Origin of the sequence: Erythrobacter sp. (assembly GCF_011765465.1) — a bacterium.
GTDB lineage: Bacteria > Pseudomonadota > Alphaproteobacteria > Sphingomonadales > Sphingomonadaceae > Erythrobacter.
In genome coordinates this window covers 1,747,126-1,768,090 of sequence record NZ_CP050265.1, presented here as the reverse complement: position 1 = coordinate 1,768,090, position 20,965 = coordinate 1,747,126, and the positions used below count along the sequence as shown (strand labels likewise).

General features: G+C 67.5%; 17 protein-coding genes and 1 tRNA gene. 6 read left to right on the top strand and 12 right to left on the bottom strand.

Features of this window, described 5'->3' with window-relative positions:
• Positions 1-111: 111 nt before the first annotated feature.
• The gene (locus G9473_RS08455) at positions 112-2,322 is read left to right on the top strand and encodes a TonB-dependent receptor (protein ID WP_291132453.1); all 2,211 of its coding nucleotides are present in this window, start codon (positions 112-114) and stop codon (positions 2,320-2,322) included.
• A 477-nt stretch (positions 2,323-2,799) separates the two neighbouring features.
• Here G9473_RS08455 and purC read toward each other — a convergent pair whose 3' ends face one another.
• The 6 genes from purC to infA form a co-directional block, all read right to left on the bottom strand.
• Positions 2,800-3,600: a phosphoribosylaminoimidazolesuccinocarboxamide synthase gene (gene purC / locus G9473_RS08450; RefSeq protein WP_291132450.1), complete on the bottom strand. Its 801-nt coding sequence runs from the start codon at positions 3,598-3,600 to the stop codon at positions 2,800-2,802.
• Between the two features lie 35 nt (positions 3,601-3,635).
• Positions 3,636-3,711, bottom strand: a tRNA-Phe gene (locus G9473_RS08445).
• Positions 3,712-3,818: 107 nt separating this feature from the next.
• Entirely contained in the window at positions 3,819-4,007 is a 189-nt protein-coding gene (locus tag G9473_RS08440) for a DNA gyrase inhibitor YacG (protein WP_291132448.1), read from the bottom strand.
• Positions 4,004-4,966, bottom strand: coding sequence for a ribonuclease E/G (locus tag G9473_RS08435; protein ID WP_291132446.1), 963 nt, complete (start codon positions 4,964-4,966; stop codon positions 4,004-4,006). Before G9473_RS08435 ends, G9473_RS08440 begins: the two co-directional genes overlap by 4 nt.
• Complete coding sequence (locus G9473_RS08430; RefSeq protein WP_291132443.1) at positions 4,959-5,531, bottom strand: Maf family nucleotide pyrophosphatase; 573 nt, start codon at positions 5,529-5,531, stop codon at positions 4,959-4,961. The genes G9473_RS08435 and G9473_RS08430 overlap by 8 nt, the downstream gene beginning before the upstream one ends.
• A 19-nt stretch (positions 5,532-5,550) precedes the next feature.
• The gene (gene infA, locus G9473_RS08425; RefSeq protein WP_007163491.1) at positions 5,551-5,796 is read right to left on the bottom strand and encodes a translation initiation factor IF-1; all 246 of its coding nucleotides are present in this window, start codon (positions 5,794-5,796) and stop codon (positions 5,551-5,553) included.
• A 221-nt stretch (positions 5,797-6,017) separates the two neighbouring features.
• On the opposite strand from infA, the gene G9473_RS08420 reads away from it, so the two are divergent.
• Positions 6,018-9,152, top strand: a complete 3,135-nt coding sequence (locus G9473_RS08420) for a hypothetical protein (RefSeq protein WP_291132402.1) — start codon at positions 6,018-6,020, stop codon at positions 9,150-9,152.
• Between the two features lie 111 nt (positions 9,153-9,263).
• On the opposite strand, the gene G9473_RS08415 is transcribed toward G9473_RS08420, so the two are convergent.
• Together G9473_RS08415 and G9473_RS08410 are read right to left on the bottom strand one after the other, a co-directional pair.
• The gene (locus G9473_RS08415; protein ID WP_291132399.1) at positions 9,264-10,433 is read right to left on the bottom strand and encodes an NAD(P)/FAD-dependent oxidoreductase; all 1,170 of its coding nucleotides are present in this window, start codon (positions 10,431-10,433) and stop codon (positions 9,264-9,266) included.
• Positions 10,434-10,579: 146 nt separating this feature from the next.
• Positions 10,580-12,004 carry a heme peroxidase family protein gene (locus G9473_RS08410; protein WP_291132396.1) on the bottom strand — a complete coding sequence of 475 codons (1,425 nt, stop codon included), beginning with the start codon at positions 12,002-12,004 and terminating at the stop codon, positions 10,580-10,582.
• Between the two features lie 259 nt (positions 12,005-12,263).
• On the opposite strand from G9473_RS08410, the gene uvrC reads away from it, so the two are divergent.
• The 3 genes from uvrC to G9473_RS08395 all read left to right on the top strand — a co-directional run bounded on the left by uvrC (position 12,264) and on the right by G9473_RS08395 (position 15,235).
• Positions 12,264-14,222 (top strand): excinuclease ABC subunit UvrC, encoded by a 1,959-nt coding sequence (gene uvrC, locus G9473_RS08405; protein ID WP_291132393.1) that lies wholly within the window; start codon positions 12,264-12,266, stop codon positions 14,220-14,222.
• A gap of 98 nt (positions 14,223-14,320) precedes the next feature.
• Complete coding sequence (locus G9473_RS08400) at positions 14,321-14,791, top strand: MarR family transcriptional regulator (protein ID WP_291132391.1); 471 nt, start codon at positions 14,321-14,323, stop codon at positions 14,789-14,791.
• 165 nt (positions 14,792-14,956) lie between these two features.
• Positions 14,957-15,235: a S24/S26 family peptidase gene (locus G9473_RS08395; protein WP_291132389.1), complete on the top strand. Its 279-nt coding sequence runs from the start codon at positions 14,957-14,959 to the stop codon at positions 15,233-15,235.
• A 24-nt stretch (positions 15,236-15,259) separates the two neighbouring features.
• On the opposite strand, the gene G9473_RS08390 is transcribed toward G9473_RS08395, so the two are convergent.
• A complete protein-coding gene (locus G9473_RS08390) occupies positions 15,260-16,852 on the bottom strand; it encodes a carotenoid oxygenase family protein (RefSeq protein WP_291132386.1) in 1,593 nt (530 codons plus the stop codon).
• A 137-nt stretch (positions 16,853-16,989) separates the two neighbouring features.
• Here G9473_RS08390 and G9473_RS08385 point away from each other — a divergent pair, with 137 nt between their 5' ends.
• The gene (locus G9473_RS08385; RefSeq protein ID WP_291132383.1) at positions 16,990-17,805 is read left to right on the top strand and encodes a universal stress protein; all 816 of its coding nucleotides are present in this window, start codon (positions 16,990-16,992) and stop codon (positions 17,803-17,805) included.
• 99 nt (positions 17,806-17,904) lie between these two features.
• On the opposite strand, the gene G9473_RS08380 is transcribed toward G9473_RS08385, so the two are convergent.
• From G9473_RS08380 to G9473_RS08370, 3 genes are read right to left on the bottom strand one after another with little or no spacing between them, the layout of a single operon-like run.
• Entirely contained in the window at positions 17,905-18,828 is a 924-nt protein-coding gene (locus tag G9473_RS08380) for an acyl-CoA thioesterase II (protein ID WP_291132380.1), read from the bottom strand.
• A 41-nt stretch (positions 18,829-18,869) separates the two neighbouring features.
• Positions 18,870-19,745 (bottom strand): transcriptional regulator, encoded by an 876-nt coding sequence (locus G9473_RS08375; protein WP_291132377.1) that lies wholly within the window; start codon positions 19,743-19,745, stop codon positions 18,870-18,872.
• The gene (locus G9473_RS08370) at positions 19,742-20,938 is read right to left on the bottom strand and encodes a GNAT family N-acetyltransferase (protein ID WP_291132374.1); all 1,197 of its coding nucleotides are present in this window, start codon (positions 20,936-20,938) and stop codon (positions 19,742-19,744) included. Before G9473_RS08370 ends, G9473_RS08375 begins: the two co-directional genes overlap by 4 nt.
• Between the last annotated feature and the right edge of the window lie 27 nt (positions 20,939-20,965).

Below are 20,965 nucleotides of genomic sequence, written 5' to 3'. Positions count from 1 at the left end.
CGCCGCTTGTCCGTCATTGATGCGCTGCAGCATCTCGCCAGAATCGCGCAAACCTGCCAGCGCGTAAGGCGTCACCGCCTCTCCATGTGACAAGCAAGGGGAATTTCCACGATGTCACAGCCTGTTCCGTTCCGCCGCGCCCTGTGGGCCTCGACAAGCCTGATTTCCGCCGCCGCGTTCGGCCTTGCCGCCCCGGCCGCGGCGCAGGACAATGAAACGGCCGAAGCCGCACAAGGCGAGCTTCCGACCATCATCGTCACCGCCAACCGCCGCGAGGAAAGCCTGCAGGACGTCGCCGTTTCCGCCGACATCCTCGACGAAGGCCGCATCGACCTCATCTTCTCCGGCTCCGCCGACACGACCGCGCTCGCCGGCGCCGCGCCCGGCCTCAACGTCGAAAGCTCGAACGGGCGCGTCGCCCCGCGCTTCTACATCCGCGGGCTCGGCAACACCGATTTCGACCTCGCCGCCTCGCAGCCGGTTTCGGTCATCCTCGACGAGATCGTGCTCGAGAACGTGACGCTGAAAAGCTTCCCGCTGTTCGATGTCGAGCGCGTCGAAGTGCTGCGCGGGCCGCAGGGCACGCTGTTCGGCCGCAACACCCCGGCGGGCATCGTCAAGATCGAGACGGTCAAGCCCGGCTTCGAAAGCGACGTGCAGGCGAGCGTTTCCTTCGCCTCGCTCGACACGCTGTCGCTGAACGGAGCGGTCGGCGGGGCGATCGTCGAGGACACGCTGGCCTTCCGCGTGTCGGCCCAGCTCCAGCGCCGCGGCGACTGGATCGACAACGGCTTCACCGGCGAGGAGAACGCGCTCGGCGGGTTCACCGATTTCGCGGTGCGCGGCCAGCTGCTGTGGACTCCGGACGAGCGCAGCGAAATCCTCGCACAGGTCAATTTCCGCGACCTCAAGGGCTCCTCGACCTTCTTCCGCGCGAACGTCCTGTCGCCCGGCAGCAACGAGCTCAACCAGAACTACGACCGCGACACCGTGTTCTACGATGCGGGCGGCGGCAACCCGGCCGAATACAACCAGTTCGGCGCGACGCTGAACGGTTCCTACGAATTCGATTTCGCCACCCTGACCTCGATCACCAGCTACTGGACGTCCGAAGGCTTCAGCCGCGGCGACATCGACGGGGGCAACCTCGTGACGGGCCCGGGCTTCATTCCCTTCCCCTCGGACACGCAGGATTCGATCGACCTCGAACAATTCACCCACGAAGTGCGCCTCGCCTCGAACGGCGACGGGCCGCTGTCATGGCAGGTCGGTGCGTTCCTCTTCGACAGCGATTTCGACGTGACGACCGTGGGCTTCACCTTCCCGCCGCCCGTCACCGTCAACCACACCAACACCGCCTGGGCTGTGTTCGGGCAGGCGAGCTACGAGCTGACGGAGGCGCTGCGCGTGACCGCGGGCCTGCGCTACACCGACGATGAAAAGGACTTCTTCGTGCGCTCGGGCGCGCCGCTCCAGCCGGTCAACGTGCAGGACGACAATATCGACTGGGACATCAGCCTGTTCGCCGACGTGACCGACACGACCAGCGTCTATGCCCGCGTCGCCAATGCCTTCCGCGCGCCGACCATCCAGGGCCGAGACGTCGCCTTCTTCGCCGCGCCCTCGGTCGCGCAGTCGGAGAATATCACCAGCTACGAAGCGGGCTTCAAGTCCGAGTTCGCCGACCGCAAGGTGCGCATCAACGGCGCGGCGTTCTATTACACGGTCGAGGACCCGCAGTTCACCGCGGTCGGCGGGGCGGGCAATCTCGTCCAACTGATCAACGCGAACGAAGGCGAGGCGTGGGGCTTCGAATTCGACACCGCGTTCCAGCCGACGCCGAACCTCACCCTGACGCTCGGCGTCGCCTACAACGACACGCAGATCAACGATCCCAATCTCGCGGTCGGTGTGTGCGCGCAGTGCACCGTGCTCGACCCGACGGTGAATCTCGGCGGCGCGACCCGCGCGCTGGTGGACGGCAACCCCTTCCCCAACGCGCCCGAATGGAGCGGCGACTTCACCGCGCGTTATGGCGTGCCGGTGGGCGATTCGGGCGAGTTCTTCGTCTTCACCGACTGGATCTACCTCGGCGAGACGAATTTCTTCCTCTACGAAAGCGCCGAGTTCAACGCCGACAGCCGGATCGAGGGCGGTCTGCGCGTCGGCTATGCCGGCAATGACGGCCAGTGGGAGCTTGCCCTCTTCGCGCGCAACATCACCAACGAGGACAACATCCTCGGCGCGGTCGACTTCAACAACCTCACCGCCTTCGTGAACGACCCGCGCATTATTGGCGTTTCCTTCGGAGTCGATTACTAAGGGGGCACAACGAGAGGGGGGACGGGCTTCGAACCCGGACCCGATTATCAGAATGGGGGCTGGCAAGAGGCGACTTGCCGGCCCCTTTTTTGTGCGCAAACCGCGGGCAAGGACGGCGCGCGGTTGCCGGGACGCGGCACGAATCGCGGCATCCTCTTGCCGGCGCTGCGCGAGCTGCCCGGAGAACGGGCATCGATCACGACGATCCGCCTGCTCGATTCGCGAGCATGGCGAGTTTTCGGGCCGAAGCGAGTGCGCGACCGCTCACTTTGGCCCGGTGCGCCTGCCCGTTCCTGAAGCACTGCCGCGCAAAGCGGCACACCGGCCCTGCTCGTCTGACTGCCCGCTTTCGCGGTACGCATTGGTGGCAGCGCCAAGGCGTCCGCTCGGCCTTGTTGCTGCTGCCCGTCAATCGGGCAGGGCGAGCGAGCGGCCCGGCGGCGTCAGGCGCGGTTCGACCCCGCGCGCAGGACGGGGTTATTTCTTGGGCGGGGGCGTGCGCAGGCGCGAGCGGTGGGTCGACAGGTCGAGCACTTCGCCCGGCCCGTTATCCTCGCCCGCCAGCAGGCCGAGCCGCCGGGCGACTTCGCGGTAAGCCTCTTCCTCGCCGCCGAGATCGCGGCGAAAGCGGTCCTTGTCGAGCTTTTCGCCCGTGCTCATGTCCCACAGCCGGCAGCCGTCAGGGCTGATTTCATCGGCGAGGATCACGCGGCTGTAATCGCCGTCGTAGAGCCGCCCGAACTCGAGCTTGAAATCGACCAGGCGGATGTCGATCGCGGCGAACATCCCGCACAGGAAATCGTTCACACGGATCGCCATCGAGGAAATGTCGTGCATCTCCTCGTTGCTGGCCCAGTTGAAACAGGCGATGTGTTCCTCGGCGATAAGCGGATCGCCCAGCGCATCGTCCTTGTAGTAATATTCGATCAGCGTGTGGGGGAGGGGCTCGCCCTCCTCGATCCCGAGCCGCTTGGAAATCGACCCCGCCGCGACGTTGCGCACCACGACCTCGATCGGGATGATCTCGCACTGGCGGATCAACTGCTCGCGCATATTGAGGCGGCGGATGAAATGGGTCGGGATGCCGATATGGGCGAGCCGGGTGAAGACGTGTTCGCTGATGCGGTTGTTGATCACGCCCTTGCCGCTGATCGTGCCCTTCTTCTCCGCGTTGAAGGCGGTCGCATCGTCCTTGAAATACTGGATGAGCGTGCCGGGCTCGGGCCCTTCGTAGAGGATCTTGGCCTTGCCTTCGTAGATCTTGGTGCGGCGGGACATGATGCTGTGCAAGGGCCTCGCGTCAGGGAGGGGAGTGGTGCCCAAGGGCGGAATCGAACCACCGACACTACGATTTTCAGTCGTATGCTCTACCAACTGAGCTACTTGGGCTTTCTACTCCGCGGCGACATGGAAACCATGCCGGCGAGCGAATGAGAGCGGGCCTATGGGACAAGGCAGCCGCCTTGGCAAGAGGCAAATTCCTCTGCGCGGAAGGTTCAGTCCTGCTCGTCCCAGTTGCGCTCGGCGAGTTCTTCGGGAAGCGCCGGGCGGCCGGGCACGGCATAGCCGTCGCCGAACCACTGGGCGAGGTCGCGGTCCTTGCAGCGCTGCGAGCAGAAGGGGGCGAAATCGGCGCTTCGGGGCTTGCGGCAGATCGGGCAGGGGCGGGTCGGATTCGTCGTCATTGCGCAAGAACCTGAGCACTCGGCGCCTCGAGCGCAAGGCCGGGATCGGTTTCGATCCGCACCTCGCGTCCCGTGCGGCGGGCGAGTTCGTCCAGCCATTCGGCCTTGAGCTTGGCCCTGAGCGCCGGGTGGACGCGCAGTTCGAGGATCGGCCCCGTGCCCTCGGCGCGCTCGGCCACGCGCAGGGCGCCGCGCGCGCACATCCCGGTGCGGCTGGCGGCGAAGCGGTGGAGCAGCGATGGCCCTTCGAGCCGCGCGACGATCTGGACGAATCCGAACCCGTTCATCGCCGTGCGCTCGTGCGGGAAATCGGCGAGCGCCGCGGCCAGCGCCTCGTCCACCGCGCGCCGGTCGGCCTTGGCCTCGATGCTGGGAAAGTCGATGCCGATATTGCCGCCGAGGTCGAACAGGGTGAGCGCGCGGGCGATGGTCGGGATCGCGGCGAGCGCGAGGTCGCGGGGCGGTCCGTCGCCGTCCACGTCGATCACGGTCATGGCGGGCGTGACCGAGCACAGAACCTCGCCGCCCGGAAAGTCGAGGCTGCCAGAGGACGCCGCGTGCCACGCCTCTTCCCACAGCCCGGCGGGAAAATGGCGAACGAGGCGCGCGTCGGGGGTCGGCCGGTGCGCTGCCTCATTTTTCGGCACGCCGTCCACGACCCGGCCCTGCGCGCGTTTCAGCCGTCCGCGTTCGGCGATCGCTGCCCGCGTAATGAGCACGGTGAGCGCCGCTCCCTCGGTCACGCCCCACGGCAGCTGGTCGACGAGGATTTCGCGGCCATTTTCGGTCCGCGCCGAGCCGCGTGCCTTGCCCGCCCGCTTGGCGACGAGCCGTGCCGAAACGACGTCGCCCGCGCGCATCTCGCCGGGCCACAGCACCTTCGCGGCAAGCGCTTCGCCGCCTTCGACCAGCAGCGCGCGCCGCTCGCCGATTCCGTCTTCGACCAGCCACTCAGGCAATCTGGAACCCCGCCGCCTTGAGCAGCGCGCGCGTTTCGTAGAGCGGCAGTCCCATCACGCTGGAATGGCTCCCGCGAATCCACTGGATGAGCCCTTCGGCTGCGCCCTGGATCGCATAGCCGCCCGCCTTGCCGCGCCATTCATCGCCCGCGAGATAGGCGGCGATCTCCTCGCGCGAGAGCGGCTTGAAGCGCACCGTGTTCTCGCTCAGCCGTTCGCGTAGGGTTCCGTCGGGCGCGCGCAGGACAACGCTGGAAAGCACGGTGTGGCGGCGGCCCGAAAGCAGCTTGAGGCAGCCTTGCGCCTCCTCGCGCGTCTCGGTCTTGGGAAGGATGCGGCGGCCTGCGGCGACCACGGTGTCGCCCGCCAGCACATGGCCGGGAGCGTCCACGGCGAGCGCCTTCTCACGCCCCATGCGCAGCGCATAGTCGCGCGGAAGCTCGCCTTTCAGCGGTGTCTCGTCGATGTCGGCGGGCGTGACCGCATCGGGCTTGAGGCCCAGCCGCGCGAGCAGGTCGCGCCGCCGGGGCGAGGCCGATGCGAGAGTGAGGTGAAGCGCGCCCATCAGCCGGGCAGCGCGCAGATTACTGCGGGCCGGGACCGCCGCGGCCCGGCATGAAGCGGTAGGTGATCCGCGCCTTGGTGAGGTCGTAGGGGGTCAGCTCGCACAGCACTTCGTCGCCGACGAGCACGCGGATGCGGTTCTTGCGCATCTTGCCCGCCGTATGGCCGAGCACTTCATGGCCGTTTTCAAGCTCCACCCGGAACATCGCATTGGGCAGCAGCTCGACCACACGCCCGCGCATTTCGAGGAGTTCTTCTTTCGCCATGAAATTCCTTGCACCCGTGTTGCAACGCACAATGCGTTCGTCGATGTGAGCGCGGCATTTAGCGATGCATGGGACAAAAGGGAAGGGTCGTGCGTTAGGGGGCCGTGCGCGCGGGGGCGAGCGGATTGCATCCCCTTGCGCCAGCGATCCGTAGGTCCGGGTGCAAAGCGTTACAAATGAAGCGCTTGCGCCGTGCCCCCTTCCGCTCAAGAGAGAGCCGCATGAACCGCTTTGCCTCCCCGCGCACCCCAACGCGCGCCGTCCTTGCCTCTTCCGCCGCATGGCTCGCGCTCTGCGCGATGCCGCTCGGCGCGCAGGAGGCGGGCGAGGGGAGCGAGAGCGCCGAGGCGCCCGCGCCCGCGCCGCAGGAGGCGGAAGAGCAGGATTCGAGCGGCGGGGGCGAGATCATCGTGCGCGCCCAGCGCCTGCGCGGCCAGCTCGATGTCGAACAGGCCCCGCTGCTCGAACTCGACGAGGAAGCGATCGCGTCCGAAGGCGTCGCTTCGATCAGCGATCTCATCCAGCAGATCCAGGCGCGCACCGGCTCGGCGCGCGGGCGCGGGGGCGGGGGGCGGCCGGTCGTGCTGGTCAACGGCATCCGCGTCGGCTCCTTCCGCGAATTCGCGCAGTATCCGCCCGAGGCGCTCGCCCGGGTCGAAGTGTTCCCCGAGGAAGTCGCCCAGCGTTTCGGCTTCCCGCCCGACCGCCGCGTCATCAACCTCATCCTCAAGGACAATTACGACAACGCCGAGGTCGAATTGGAATTCGAGGGGCCGAGCCGCGGCGGCTATCTCCAGACCGAGCAGGAACTGGGATATTTGCGCATCGCCGACGGCGGGCGGATCAACGCCAATTTCACCGCGCGCGACCGCTCGCTGCTGACCGAGGCGGAGCGCGGCATCATCCAGACGCCCGGTTCGACCTCCGACCTTGCGGGCGATCCCGACCAGGCCGAGTTCCGCAGCCTGCTCGCCGACACGCGTTCGCTCGATGCGAACTTGAGCTATGCCAAGGCTTTCATCGACACCGGCGTGTCGATCTCGGCCAATATCAATTACGAACGCAACGACAGCCGGTCGCTGAACGGGCTCAATTTCGTCACGCTGACGGGGCCGGGCGGCGACAGCCTGACGCGCACTTTCGGCGAGGAGACCCCGCTCACCCAGACCAGCGCGAGCGATTTCCTCAACGCCTCGGGTTCGCTGAGCAAGCGGGTCAATGCCTTCCAGTACACGGGCACCTTCGACGCGGGGCTTTCCGAAACCGAGCAGGTCATCGACCGCCGCTTCGACACCTCCGCGCTCGAGGCGCAGGCGCTCGCCGGGACGCTCGCGCTCGACGCGCCGCTGCCGGGCGCGGTGGACGGCGGATTCGACGTCGCGAATTCGCGCGGGATCAATGCGACGACCTTGCACACGCTGAACGGCCCGCTCGCGGACCTGCCGGGCGGCGAGCTAATGGCGACCTTCGATCTCGGCTACGACTGGCAGCGGATCGAGACATCGGACACGCGCGGCAACCTGCCGGTCCAGCTGACACGCGGCGATATCTCGACCGGCGCGAACCTCGTCGTGCCGATCACCAGCCGCCGCCGCGGCTTTGCCGATGCGCTCGGCAGCTTCACGCTCAACCTCAATGCGGGCATCAACGACCTGTCGGATTTCGGCACGCTCGGCGATTATTCGGTCGGATTGAACTGGGGCGTGACCGACAAGCTCGACCTGTCGGCGACCTATATCTACCGCGAGGTCGCGCCGGGGCTGGCGACGCTCGGCAATCCGCAGGTGGTCCAGCCCAATGTGCCCGTGTTCGACCTCGTCACCGGCGAGACCGTGCTCGCGACCGTCACCACCGGGGGCAATCCCGACCTTCCCGCCGAGACCCAGACCGACTGGCGGTTCCAGGCGAACTGGGAATTGCCCTTCTGGGAGAACACGCGCTTCACGGTCGAATATATCCGCAACCGTTCGGACAATGTGACGAGCGGCTTTCCGCAGGTCACGCCCGAGATCGAGGCGGCTTTCCCCGACCGGATCACGCGCGATGCGACCGGGCGGCTGGTCGCGCTCGACCGGCGCGCGGTGAGCTTTGCCGAGACGCGCTCGGACCGGCTGCAGTTCACGCTCGGCACGCGCGGGCGCTTCGGCGGGGACGACCAGCGCGGCGGGCCTCCGGGCGCGCGCGGCGGCGGCGATCGGAGCGGCGGCGGCAGGCCGCAGGGCGGGCCGCCTCCGGGCGCCTCGCGCGGCGGCGGCGAGAGCGGCGCGCCTTCGGCCGACCGGCGCGAGCAGTTCATGGCCTTCCGCACCCGCCTGTGCGCCGATGACGGGGTCGCATGGCTGACCGACCTCATCGCGCGGGCCGATGCGGGCGAGGACCTCTCGGCTGAAATACCCGGCTTCGATGCCGATCGCTTCAAGGCGATGATCGCCCGCGCGCGCGGCGACGACGGGACCATCGACACCGAGCGCCTCGCCATGTTCCGCGAGCGCATCTGCGCCATCGACCCGGCCATGATGGGCGGGCGTTCCGGTCCCCCGGCAGGCGCTCCGGCGGCACCGGGCGGGGGCGGCGAGCAGTCCCCGGAATACGAAGCCTTCCGCGCGCGCCTGTGCGGGGACGAAGGGATAGCCGCGCTCAGGGAACTGATCGCCAGGATCGAGGCGGGCGAGGACGTGTCCGCGCTGCTGCCCGGTGTCGATCCGGCTTTCGTCAAGATGGGCATCGACCGCTCGCGCGGGCCCGACGGGACCATCCCCGACGAAGTGCTCGAACGCTTCCGCTCGCGCATCTGCCAGAGTGCCGGGGACGAAGGACAGCGCGGCGGCGGAGGCGGCGGCCCGGCGTTCAACCCGCTCGCGGGCGACGGGCGGCCGAGCGGCTTCTTCTACTTCGCCAACCTGACTCACACGATCGAGCTCCAGAACGAGATCAGAATCGCGCCGGGCGTGCCCGTGCTCGACCAGCTCGATGGCGATGCGACCGGTGCCTTCGGCCTGCCGCGCCACACCTCGCGGCTCGAAGCGGGCGTGTTCGGCGAAGGCCTCGGTTTCCGCCTTTCGGGCCGCTACACCGGCAAGACGCGGCTCGACGGGTCGGGCCTGCCGGGCAGCACCGACCTGTTCTTCGACGACATCGTGACTTTCGACCTGCGCATCTTCGCCAATATCGACGAGCTGACCGGCAGCGAGGAGAAGTGGCTCGACAATGTCCGCGTCTCGCTGCGGGCCGACAACATCTTCGACGCCCAGCGCCGGGTGCGGGACGAGGCGGGCAACACGCCGATCAATTACCAGCCGCTGCTGATCGACCCCAACGGGCTGTTCCTCGGCATCGACATAAGGAAGTTGTTCTAGGAAGGACGATAGATCGGTCGCGCTGGACCGGCCCGAAGGGCCGCAAGGCCGACCGGCCGCCCGCAGGCCCGTAAGGGCCGAGGACATCGCACGCCGGATGGCGTGCGCAAATCAAACACTCTCCCCGCAGGCGACCCCGCTCGCCCAGGCCCACTGGAAATTGTACCCGCCGAGCCAGCCGGTGACGTCGACCGCCTCGCCGATGGCGTAGAGGCCGGGCACGCGCTTCGCCTCCATCGTGCGCGAGGAGAGTTCGTCCGTGGAGATGCCGCCGATCGTCACCTCGGCCTTGGCGAAGCCTTCGGTCCCGGTCGGGCGAAAGCGCCAGTTCGCGAGGCGCGCTCCCGCTTCGCGAAGGGCGGCATCCGACACGTTGCCGAGTTCGCGCTCCACGCCCAGTCTTTCGGCGAGCGCATCGGCTAGCCGGTCGGGCAGGTGTTCGCGCAGCGCCGCGCGCAAGGTCGCCTTGGGCCGGTCGCGCTTCAGTTCCACCAGCCAGTCCGGCTTCGCCTGCGGGAGGAAGGTTACGGCGACCTCCTCGCCAGAACGCCAGTAGGAGGAGACCTGCAGGATCGCCGGGCCCGACAGCCCCTTGTGCGTGAACAGCGCCGCCTCGTCGAAGCTGCCCTTGCCCGAGCGCGCCCGGACCGAGGCGGAGACGCCCGACAATTCGCGGAACAGCACGTCCTCGCCCCCCAGCGTCAGCGGGACGAGCGCGGGGCGCGGTTCGACCACCTTGAGGCCGAATTGCCGCGCAAGCTCGTAGGCGAAGCCGGTCGCGCCCATTTTGGGGATCGACGGCCCGCCGGTGGCGATGACGAGCGACGGGGCGGCATAGCTGACGCCCGACGCGGACACGGCGAAGTGGTCCCCATCCTTCACCACCGCCGTGACATCGGCGTTGCAGATCACGTCCACGCTGCCCGGGCACTCGGCGAGCAGCATGGCGACGATCTGCTTGGCCGACCCGTGGCAGAACAATTGCCCGAGCGTCTTTTCATGCCACGCGATGCCGTGGCTTTCGACCAGCGCGATGAAATCGGCGGGCGTGTAGCGGGCGAGCGCGCTCTTGGCGAAATGCGGGTTGGCCGAAAGGTAATTTTCCGGCCCGGCGTCGAGGTTGGTGAAATTGCACCGCCCGCCGCCCGAAATGAGGATCTTCTTGCCCGGCTTTTCCGCGCGTTCGAGCACGGCGACGCGCAGCCCCCGCTGGCCCGCGCGCGCGGCGCACATCAGGCCGGCCGCGCCCGCACCGAGGATGATCGCGTCGTAATGCTCCATCCTCGCGCGATAGGGCCGCGCGCGCCGCCAAGGAAGGGGGCAAAAAGCGCGGGACGGGTCGGCCCGGGGTCGCAAATGGCCGTCCCGTCCCGCAAGGAGCGCCGCCCCAGCCGGGGCCGTTTGGTGAGGCGGCGCGGATTGCGCGCTCAGGGCTGGGCCGCGGTGACCAGCTTGCCGAGCGTGTTCCACTCCTCGCGCGGGGACCAGTTGCGGTTCGCGCCGAGGAAGGAATGGTCGTCGAGTTCCATCAGGCCGATGATGACTTCGGCGACGATGGTTGCGCCGACCGGGCCGAGCCCTTCGCCCTCCTTGTCGCTGCCGTTCGCCTCGGCCCGGCCGATCACCTCGGCTTCGGCAAGCAGGTAGAGCCACAGCGGAATGCCGTCGCGCCCGAGGTCGCCGTTCACCTGTTCGACCAGGTCGAGCACGGTGTCGATCTGCGCCTGCGGGCAGCCGACGGCCTCTGCGACCTTCTCCCCGCCCGGCAGCAGGAAGGTGTTGCCGCGCAGCAGGTTGCGGGTGGCGAGCGAATCCTCGTCGGGCGGGTTGTTGATGAAAGGCAGCTTGAGCAGGTCGCCCGCAAGCTTGGTATCGAGCTTCAGCGCGCGTTCGACCTGGCGGTTCTCGGGCGTGAACAGCAATTCGTGCCAGTCCACCACCGCGTCGGGGTCCGACAGCGGGTCGAAGCCCGAACCCAGAGTCGATCCGAAGAGTTCGAACTGGCTCCCGCCCTTCTGCGTCTGGATTTTCATCGGGATCATCGAATGGCCGAAGCGGTAGGCCGCGACCGAGAATTCGACCGGGATGAAGGGGACGGGGCCGCAATAGACCTGCCGCCCGCAGCCGAGGATGCGCTCGACCACCGGCAGGCCGCACATGGCGACGAGGAAATCGTGCACCACCGCCCACTGGTAATGCCAGGTCGTCACCCGCCGCGCTTCTTCGTAGAGCGAATGGCCGGTCAGCCCTTCTTCCGAATGGATCGTTTCGGCGACGAGGTTGTGGAAACGGATGATGGCGAGCTGGATCTGACTGATGATCCGGTTCTCGTCATTGCGCGGGTCGCCGATGATCGCCCGGCCGTTGGGCGCGCGCAGCAGGTCGTGCTCCGGCAGCCCCGCCTGACCCGGATTGTCCGCCCCGGTCAGCAGCCGCACCCCGCCGAAATCGCCGCCCTGTTCGAACAGGTAGGGCTGCGCCTCGGGCCCGAGCCCGTAGATGCAGTCGAGATCGAGCGTCGGCGTGCGCAGGTTGGCGATCTCGCCGGGATCGTCGACCACGCTGTCGAATGTCGTCGAGGCATCCAATGTGATGTCGTGGTCGACGAACTGGCCGAAGAAGACCTGCCCGACCGCGACCGTGTCGGTCCGGTCGGCCTGGCTCTTGCCGTCCATCGGCCCGCCAGGCGCGCCGATCGCCTGCAGGATTTCGGGCCGGGTATAGGCCGGGGAGAGATCCTTGAAGAGCCGGCCGAAGCGGTCGTCGCGCTGCTGCGCGGAATACTGGCTCATCCGGCAATAGGGCGAAAGACCTTCAAGCGGCTTCATTCCATGGTGTTCGGTGTTACTCATGCCATTAATCCCCCAATAAAACCGATACGGAAAGAGAAGTTAACTAAAAGTAAGGCAACCCGATTCGATATTTATTGATATAGATTTGTCTTTAGAAGGATATTGCGCGAATCCATTGCGCCTTTTCGTGCATTTTTAGGGACGAATACATTTTGCGCCGGTTCGCTGCGTCCCCGGTGAACGCAAGGGACCCGCGGCCTGTGGCAATCGTCGGGCGCGCATCTTCCATCGCGCGCCGATGCGCCCTATCTCCTCGGCCATGTCCCGAACCGAAGCCGGCACGCCGCACGATCCGAGAGGGGCCGGGCGCTTCGACGAAAGCCGCGCGGCCTCCACGGTCGCGCGCGCCCAGCCCGACCTCGAGGCAGGCGTGAGCGCGATCCGCGAGACGGTGAAGGTGCTGAAGCCGGTCCCCGGCGTCTATCGCATGGTCGATGCGAGGGGCGACGTGCTTTACGTGGGCAAGGCGCGCAGCCTCAAAGCGCGGGTGGCGAACTACACCCAGTGGAAGGCGCTCTCCGGGCGGCTCCAGCGGATGGTCAGCCAGACCCGCAGCATGGAGATCGTCACGACGAATTCGGAGGCCGAGGCGCTGCTCCTCGAGGCGCAGCTCATCAAGCGCTTCCGCCCGCCGTTCAACGTGCTGCTGCGCGACGACAAGAGCTTCCCCTTCATCCTGCTGCGCGCCGATCATGAATTCCCGCGCATCCACAAGCATCGCGGCGCGCGCCGGGCGAAGGGCAATTACTACGGCCCCTTCGCCAGCGCCGGGAGCGTGAATACGACGCTGAACGCGCTGCAGAAGCTGTTCCTGCTGCGAAGCTGCACCGACAGCTTCTTCAACAACCGCGACCGCCCCTGCCTGCTCTACCAGATCAAGCGCTGTTCGGCCCCCTGCGTCGGGCGCATCTCGAAAGAGGATTATGCGGGCCTCGTGCGGCAGGCGAAGGACTTCCTCGCGGGCAAATCGGGCGCGGTGCAGGCCGATCTCGAACGGCAGATGGCGAAGGCGGCGGAAGAGCTCGATTTCGAGACCGCCGCGATTTTGCGCGACCGGCTGCGCGCGGCGACCTTCATCCAGGGGAGCCAGGCGATCAATGCCAAGGCGGTGGGCGATGCCGACGTCTTCGCGCTTGCCGCCAAGGGCGGACAGATCTGCGTCCAGGCCTTCTTCATCCGCGGCGGGCAGAACTGGGGCCACCGCGCCTTCTTCCCGCGCCACGTGAAGGAGGTCGACGAGGCCGAAGTCCTGACCGATGTCATGCTGCAATTCTACGAGGAAGTGCCGCCCCCGCCGACCGTGCTGGTCGACCGCGACTTGCCCGAGCGCGAGCTGGTCGAGGCGGCTTTGTCCGAACTGGCGGAAAAGAAGGTCGTGCTTTCGGTCCCCCAGCGCGGCGACCGGCGCAAGCTCATGGCGCAGGCGAGCCGCAACGCGGTGGAAGCGCTCGACCGGCGGCTGGCCGAGACGGGGACCAAGGCGAAAGTCCACCGCGAACTGGCCGAATTCCTCGAACTCGAAGAACCGCCGCAGCGCATCGAGGTCTACGACAACAGCCATATCCAGGGCGCGAAAGCGGTGGGCGCGATGGTGGTCGCCAGCCCCGAAGGCTTCGAGAAGTCGCAATACCGCAAGTTCAACATCCGCGAGGCGCAATCGAACGACGATTTCGGCATGATGCGCGAGGTGATGCGCCGCCGCTTTCGCCGCTTTGCCGACGGGGAGGAGCCGGGGGAGGGTGCCAAGGGCCACCACGCTGTCCTGCCCGACCTGGTCCTGATCGACGGCGGCAAGGGCCAGCTGTCGAGTGTCATGTCCGTGCTCGAGGAATACGGGCTCGCCGACGATGTCCCGGTGGTCGGCATCGCCAAGGGCCCGCATCACGGCCGCGAGGGGCGCGAGGTGTTCCACTTTCCCGACGGGAGGGAGAAAACCCTGCCGACCAATTCGCCGGTCCTGTTCTACGCCCAGCGCCTGCGCGACGAGGTCCACCGCTACGTCATCGGCGCGCACCGGGCGAAGCGGTCGAAGGGGATCACGGCGAGCCCGCTCGACGAGATCCCCGGCATCGGCCCGGCGCGAAAGCGCGCGCTGCTGCTCCATTTCGGCACCGCGAGCAAGGTCCGCGCCGCCGCGCTCGAAGACCTGCGCCGCGCGCCCGGCGTGAGCGACAAGGTCGCGCGCACGGTCTATGATTTCTACCACGCGGGGGGCTGAGAACCGCCGGGTCGCTTGACGATCGAGCATCTCGATTGCCCGCAAACACGCGTTTCCCCTCACTTGATCGGCGAGCGATGACGGGCGATCCAAGGGATATGGCCGCCGTCCCTCCCGAGCCCCTGGGCCTGTCCGATGCCAGGCTGTCCGATGCCATGCGTTCGCTGCAGGGGGCGATCGACCGATTCGACGTGGAGGCGGCGCAGAGGCTCGGGCTCGGGCGGAACGACTGGCGCGCGCTGCGCCTGCTGGTCGAGGGCGGGGCGCAGCCTCCGCGCGCGATCGGCCATGCGCTCGGCCTCACCAGCGGCAGCGTCACCACGCTGATCGACCGGCTCGAGGCGCGCGGGCTCGTGCGGCGCGCAAACGATCCCGCCGACCGCCGCGCGCTCACCGTCCACGCTTTGCCGCCCGCTCGCCGCGCCGTCGGCGAAGCCTATGCCCCGCTCGCCGCGATCACCGACCGCATCGCGCAGCGGCTCGGGCAGGGACGCAGCGAGGCGGCGGCGAAGCAATTGCGCGACTTCGCCCGTCTGGTCGAATGGGCACGCGTGTCCCGGCCGGAGTAAAGGAGCAAACGTGCAGGAAACCGACATATTCCTGCGCAGGATCAAGCATTTTTGCCCAGCTGCACGGTGAGGCTTGCTCAATTCCAAACTTGCAATTAACGGCGTTGCTCAGTCTCCAAAGACCGGCAATGCGCCCAAAAAGAAGATAAGTAACGGGAAGAGGAAATGGTCGGCATCAGGCTGGCATGGGTGCCTGCCAAAAGCATGAGCCGCATTCTGCCGGGCGGCAGCCTTGCGCTGTTCATGAAGAAGCGCGCTTACGTTCGCGGTGACATCCTGCTCGTGCGCCACCCGGAGCATGGAAAGATTGTCCGGCGTCTCCACGTGGTTGGGCGCAAGGGCCGCTATTCTCTCGAACCTCTGGGACAGTCCGAGCAACGCCTTCGTCTCGGCCCGATCGAGCCCGAATGGGTGCGCGGGGCGATGGTCTGCCGTATTCTGTAAGGGCTCAGGCGCCGCTGTAAGGGCTCAGGCTCCGGTCGCGGCGCGCTTCCATTCGGCGTCCCGTCGCAATTGCGCGTGCTCCACCCAGGTCGAATGCACCCCGCTCGAAATCTTGTGCGGCAGCTTCATCCGGCACACCGGGCCTTTCGCGATGTCGCCCGCATCGAGGATTGCGCAGTTCGATGTGCCGGTGTTCTCGTCGATCAGGAAGGTCACGAGATACGCGTCCTTTTCGCCTACCGCTTCGCTGCTTGAGGCGTCTTTCTCGCCTACCGCTGCGCTGCTTGAGGCGTCTTTCCCGCCTACCGCTTCGCTGCTTGAGGCGCCCTTTTCGCCTGCCGCGCCCTTCTTCGGCACGACCGGAGCTTCGCTCGCATAGACACCCTCGGGCAGGCGGTAGACCTCTTCGGCGCCGGTTTCGGTGTCGTGGCAGACGAAGCCGTCGAACAGGAACCAGCCGGGCTTCGTCGTGGTCGACCAGACATAGCGGCTCTTTGTCATCGCGAAGGCCGGGTTGATCATGCCGAATTCGACGATCCGGTCGGACAGGCGCTCCTCGCGGGTTTCGCCCGTGCGAAGGTTAAAGCGCCAGCGGTGCAGGCGGGACTGGAACGAGTGTTCGTCGACATAGGCCATCATGTGGCTGTATTCGCCCGCTTCCTCGAGCGGGTCGGGCATCGGCTTGTCCTGGAAATAGCCTTCGAGCACCACCTCGTCGCCGTCCTCATACGCATTCGTCCAGTGCAGGACATAGGTCGGCGCGGCCTCGAACCAGCGGATATCCTCCGGCTGGCCGCGGCGCGGGATCAGGGCGAAGCGGGTCGGCACGCCGTCGTGCAGCCGCGCCGCATGGATTCCGCGTTCGAGCAGCCCGGCGTCCCAGAACAGCGGCATATCATTGAGGATCGACCAGTTTTTCGTCACCGCCATGTCGTGCGGCAGGCGCGGCCCCGGCAGCGGGATCGGCACGTAATGGGCGAGCCGCCCGGCGCGATCGACCACGCCGTAATGCATGAAGGGCGCGTGCTTCGAATAGTTGAAGAACATCAGCTCGCCCGTCTCTTCGTCCACCTTGGGATGGGCGGATACGCCGTCCAGCGGCCCCCACGGCGCCTTGCCGAGCGTTTCCAGCGTGACGGGGTCCACCATCCAAGCCTCGCCGCACTGGTAGAAGGTCGCATAGGCGATGCCTGCATGAACCACGATGTCGGTCGAGCCGGTGTCCTTGAGCCCCCCATGCGCGCCGAAACCGGGCCGCCGCGAGGTTCCCGGCGGGTCCATCAGCCCGCCCCACAGCGAGCCGCCGGCGATCTGTTCCGCCTCGAAGCAATGCGTGCGCACGAAGCGGTTGCGATAGCTCGCCTTGCCGCCCGATATGCTCACCGCATGGATCATCGCATCGCCATCGAAGGGATGGTGGCGGCCAAGCGGCTGGTGCACCGGGTTTTCGGTGTTGCGCAGGTAGATGCCGTCGATGTCGGCGGGAATAGCGCCCTCGATCACCTCGAGTTCGGCGACGTCGACCTCTTCGTGGAGCGGGGTCCACGGACCCGACAGATAGGGATGGTTCGACGGCTTCAGGCTCGTCCTGACAGGCGGCAGGCGGGTGATTTCCATGGGTTCTCTCCTCGCCCGCGAGCCTAGCGCGCGCCGGGCGGGTTGCAAGCGCGCCGCTCGCCTGCAAATTTGATCCCGATCAAGGCAGCCTCGCGCGGCGCGGGGCAGAACGGCCCGCATATCGAGGGAGACAGGCCATGAAATCCATTTTGCTTCACATCGAAGGCGACAGCTGCATGGAGGCGCGCAAGCAGGCCGCGCTCGACATCGCGCGCACGTGCGATGCGCATATCACCTGCCTGCAGGCGGTCAGCTACGAGGTCTTCGCGCCGGGCGATTTTTACGGCTCCGCGCTCGCCGCCGCGATGCCGCGGATCAAGGAAGCGGCCGAGGAACTGCGCGGCGAGATCGAAAAGGATCTCGAAAACGAAGGCGTCTCCTTCGAATGGCGCTTCATGTACGGCATGGCCGATACGCGCCTGCTCGAACAATCGGCGCTGCACGACGTCATCCTCGTCGGGCCGAACGATGTCGGGGAGGAAGGGCGCGCGCCCTCGGCCATGGTCGGCGAACTGGTGCTGAAAGCGCCCGCCCCGGTCTTCGTCATTCCCAAGGACACGAAGAGGCTCGACCTGTCGCAGCCCGCTCTGGTCGCGTGGAACGGATCGAGCGAAGCCTGCGTCGCGCTGCGCGCCGCCGTGCCGCTGCTCAAGCACGCCTCGAAGGTCTACCTCGCCACCGTGTCGGAGGATTCGGAGCGCGAGCGGTTCGACTTCCCCCCGACCGAGGGCGCGAAATACCTCAGTCGCCACGGGATCGCTTCGGAAATCATCGAGATACCGCGCGGCGAGGCGCAGATTTCCGACACGCTTTTCTCGGCGGCGCAGGTGCGCGAATGCGGCTTCATGGTGATGGGCGCCTATGGCCATTCGCGGCTGGCCGAGATGCTGTTCGGCGGTGTCACGCGGCGCAGCCTGTCGGACCCGCAGATGCCGATCCTGCTGGCGCACTGATATTTGTGGGCAGTCCATCCGGGCTGCCCATCACGCCTCGCTGCGGGCACGTGGTGACGCTTGCGGCCGCTGTGCGGGCGGAGACATGGGCGATGGGGCTTACTGGGCCTTCTTCGCGCGCCGCTTCCTCATCATGCCTTCCTGAGCAACGCTCGCCACGAGATTGCCTTCGCGGTCGAAGATCCGCCCGCGGTTGAAGCCGCGCCCGCCGCCCGACCACGGCGCGTCGGTCGCGTAGAGCAGCCATTCATCCGCGCGCGCTTCGCGGTGGAACCAGATCGCGTGGTCGAGGCTCGCGCCCACCAACTCGTTGCGCATCCACGAAAGCCCGTGCGGCAGCGCGCTCGTGCCCAATAGCGTGTAGTCGCTCGCATAGGTGATGACCGCGCGGTGGAGCAGCGGGTCGTCGGGCAGGGCCGCGACCGTGCGGAACCAGGTGTGCGCGCGCGGCTCCCGCGGCTCGCGGCTCATCCAGTGGAGCTGGTCGAGGGTGCGCATCTCGATCGGGCGCGGGCGCAGCATCATGGCGCGCTGCGCCTCGTCGAGCCGGTCGCCCATCGCCTCGGCGAGTTCGCGGCGGGTTTCGATATCGGGTTTCAGTTCCTCCGGCCCGGCGACGTCGGGCATGGGCGCGTCGCAATGTTCGAGGCCGTCCTCGGGCGTCTGGAAGCTCGCGGTGAGGTTGAGGATCGGGGTGCACGATCCGTCCTCGTTCTCCTGCGCGGCGACGACGCGGCGGTTGGCGAAGCTCCTCCCGTCGAAATCGCGCGCGATGCGGTATTCGATTGGGCTGCCCTCGCGCCCGCCGCGCAGGAAATAGGCGTGGAGCGAATGGGCGACTTTCCCAGCGGGGATAGAGCCCTGCGCCGCCATCAGCGCCTGCGCGAGCACCTGCCCGCCGAAGACGCGGCCCACGCCTCCCTTCTGGGCATGGCCGAGATAGACGTCGGCGGCGCGCTTTTCGACGGTGAGCAGGCGCACGAGGCCGGCGACGAGTTTTTCAGCGGAGGGCGTATCGGTCATGGGAGCGAGGCTGTGCTGCGACCATGCGCCAAGGTCAAGCGTCAGCCCTTCACGAACAGCCGTCTGTAAGCCCGCCACGCAAGCGCCTTGCCCCGGCTCGTCTCGGGCCAGCGGCCGGGCGCGCGCGGCGCGAGGCCGAAGCGCCGGACCATGCCGTTGAAACAGCGCGCGTCGCTTTCCGCATGGCTCCATTCGGAGCGCCAGGTGATCGACAGCGAGATCGAGCTTTCGGGGCCGTTACGCACGAAATGCGGGGCCATGACGGGCACGTGGACCGCTTCGCCCGGGGCGAGCGGGAATTCGCGGGCGGCGTCCATGAAGCTCTCGTCCCAGCGCAGCTCGCGCGGGCCGCCGAGGTGGTATTGCTCATGGCGCTCGTCAGGGGCGAAGCGCGGGTCGCCCGCGGGAAACTGGGTCATGACCTTGGTCCCGGCAAGCTGCAGCAGGATGTTGTGTTCGGGATCGAAATGATAGGGCGTGACCGCGTCCGGGCTGGAGATGAACACGAACGCCTGCGGGTCCATCAGCGGGCCTGTCTTGGGCTCGATCGCCTCGGCCAGCTCGCCCAGCAGGTCGTGCAGCAGCGCGGCGTAGGAGGGCACCTGCTCGACATTCTTGAGCACGGCCCAGCTGTTCGCCCGCGCGATCGAGAGGATCGTCTCGGTGATCGAAAGCCCCGTCGCGCCCGGCTTGCCGTCGATGCCGACGGGCAAATCCCCGCGATTGTATTCGACGCTGCTTTCCGGGAGCCGCTCTGCAAGCTCGGCCAGCGCCGGGATTTCGAGCAGGTGGTGTCCGGCAAGTCCGTGGGCGAGCTTCACCGGTTTTTCCGGGTAATGCGCGGCGAAGGTCCGGCGCGTCTCGCTATCGAAGACCGGGCGCAGGCTCGGCGCGAAGGGGCGGAAAGGTGCGTTCATGATGGCCTCCTGCGATGCCGGTTCTCCCACGCCATCAGCGCGGCGAAAAGCGCGCGGCGCGCGGGTCCGCCGATCGCGATGTTGTGGCTGGTGAGCGTGCGCTTTTCGCGCCACAGCCGCTCGATCATCGAATGGCCTTCCACCGCGCAGCTGTCGGCCCATGCGATGCCGGGCCGCTCCAGCAGGGCGAGGTTTTCGAGCTGCAGCAGCAGGCCGGGCGAATGACGCGCGTGGCGTTCGTCGAAGGCGGTCTTGAAACTGAACGCGCCCGGCTGCGCAATGAGGTTGGCGAGCATGGCGACCGGCCGCCCGTCGAGCCGCAGCGCGAGCCGTTCGAGCCGCCCGCCTTCCGCCGCGCCGCGCAGGGCTTCGGCGAAAAAGGTGCGCGTCTCCTCCGCGCTGGCGAGCGCAGAGCCCGCCTCGCCTTTCCACCCCGCCGCTTCGAGAGCGAGGAATTCGCGGGTCCATTGCACGAGCCGCGCCTCGCCTTCGAGCCGCTCGAAAGTGAGCGCACCTTCCTCGCCCAGCCGCTTGTGCTGGCGGCGCAGTTCCTTGCGCTTCTTGGCGCTCATCGAGGCTTCGAGATAGGCTTCCGGCGAAAGTTCGGAGGCGAGCATGGCGCGGCTTTCGCGCCTGGCGACGGTGCGCATACGGCCCTGCTCGGCGAGCACGGCTTCGAGCGCATCGCCCACCGCATCGCCTTCGGGCAGCTGCGGCAGGTGGAGGAACAGCGCGCGCCGGGCGGAGCGGTCGAAATGGGCGAGCAGGGCGCGCCAGAACGCCTCTTCGTGCCCGCGCGCCACCAAGGGCGTTCCGCAAAAGGCGTTGGCGTGGAGCCAGCCGGTCGCATGGGCCACCGGGTAGCCATAGTAGCGCCTCCAGCGCACCACGGGGTAGAGGCCGCACAATTGCCCGCCGACGAAATACGCCTTGACCGTGACCCGCGCGTCCCTGCCCCAGCGCTCGAGGCCGGGGAGCAGGAAGAAGGGTTCGAAGAAGGGATTGGGCACGCTCGCCTCGCGCGCGAGGCTTTCCCATTGTCCGCGAAAACCCGGTTCGGCGAGCGCCTCGGCATCGAGCAGGACGATGCGTCCCGCTTCGAGTTGGGAGGGGGCGCAAGGGGCGCGCGGCGGCGCGGGCGCCGCCGCGCGCCCCCTCCGCCAGCTCGGCTTCGGCGCATTCGCCAGATCCATCGCGTGCGTTTCCCGTCCGTCTGCCGC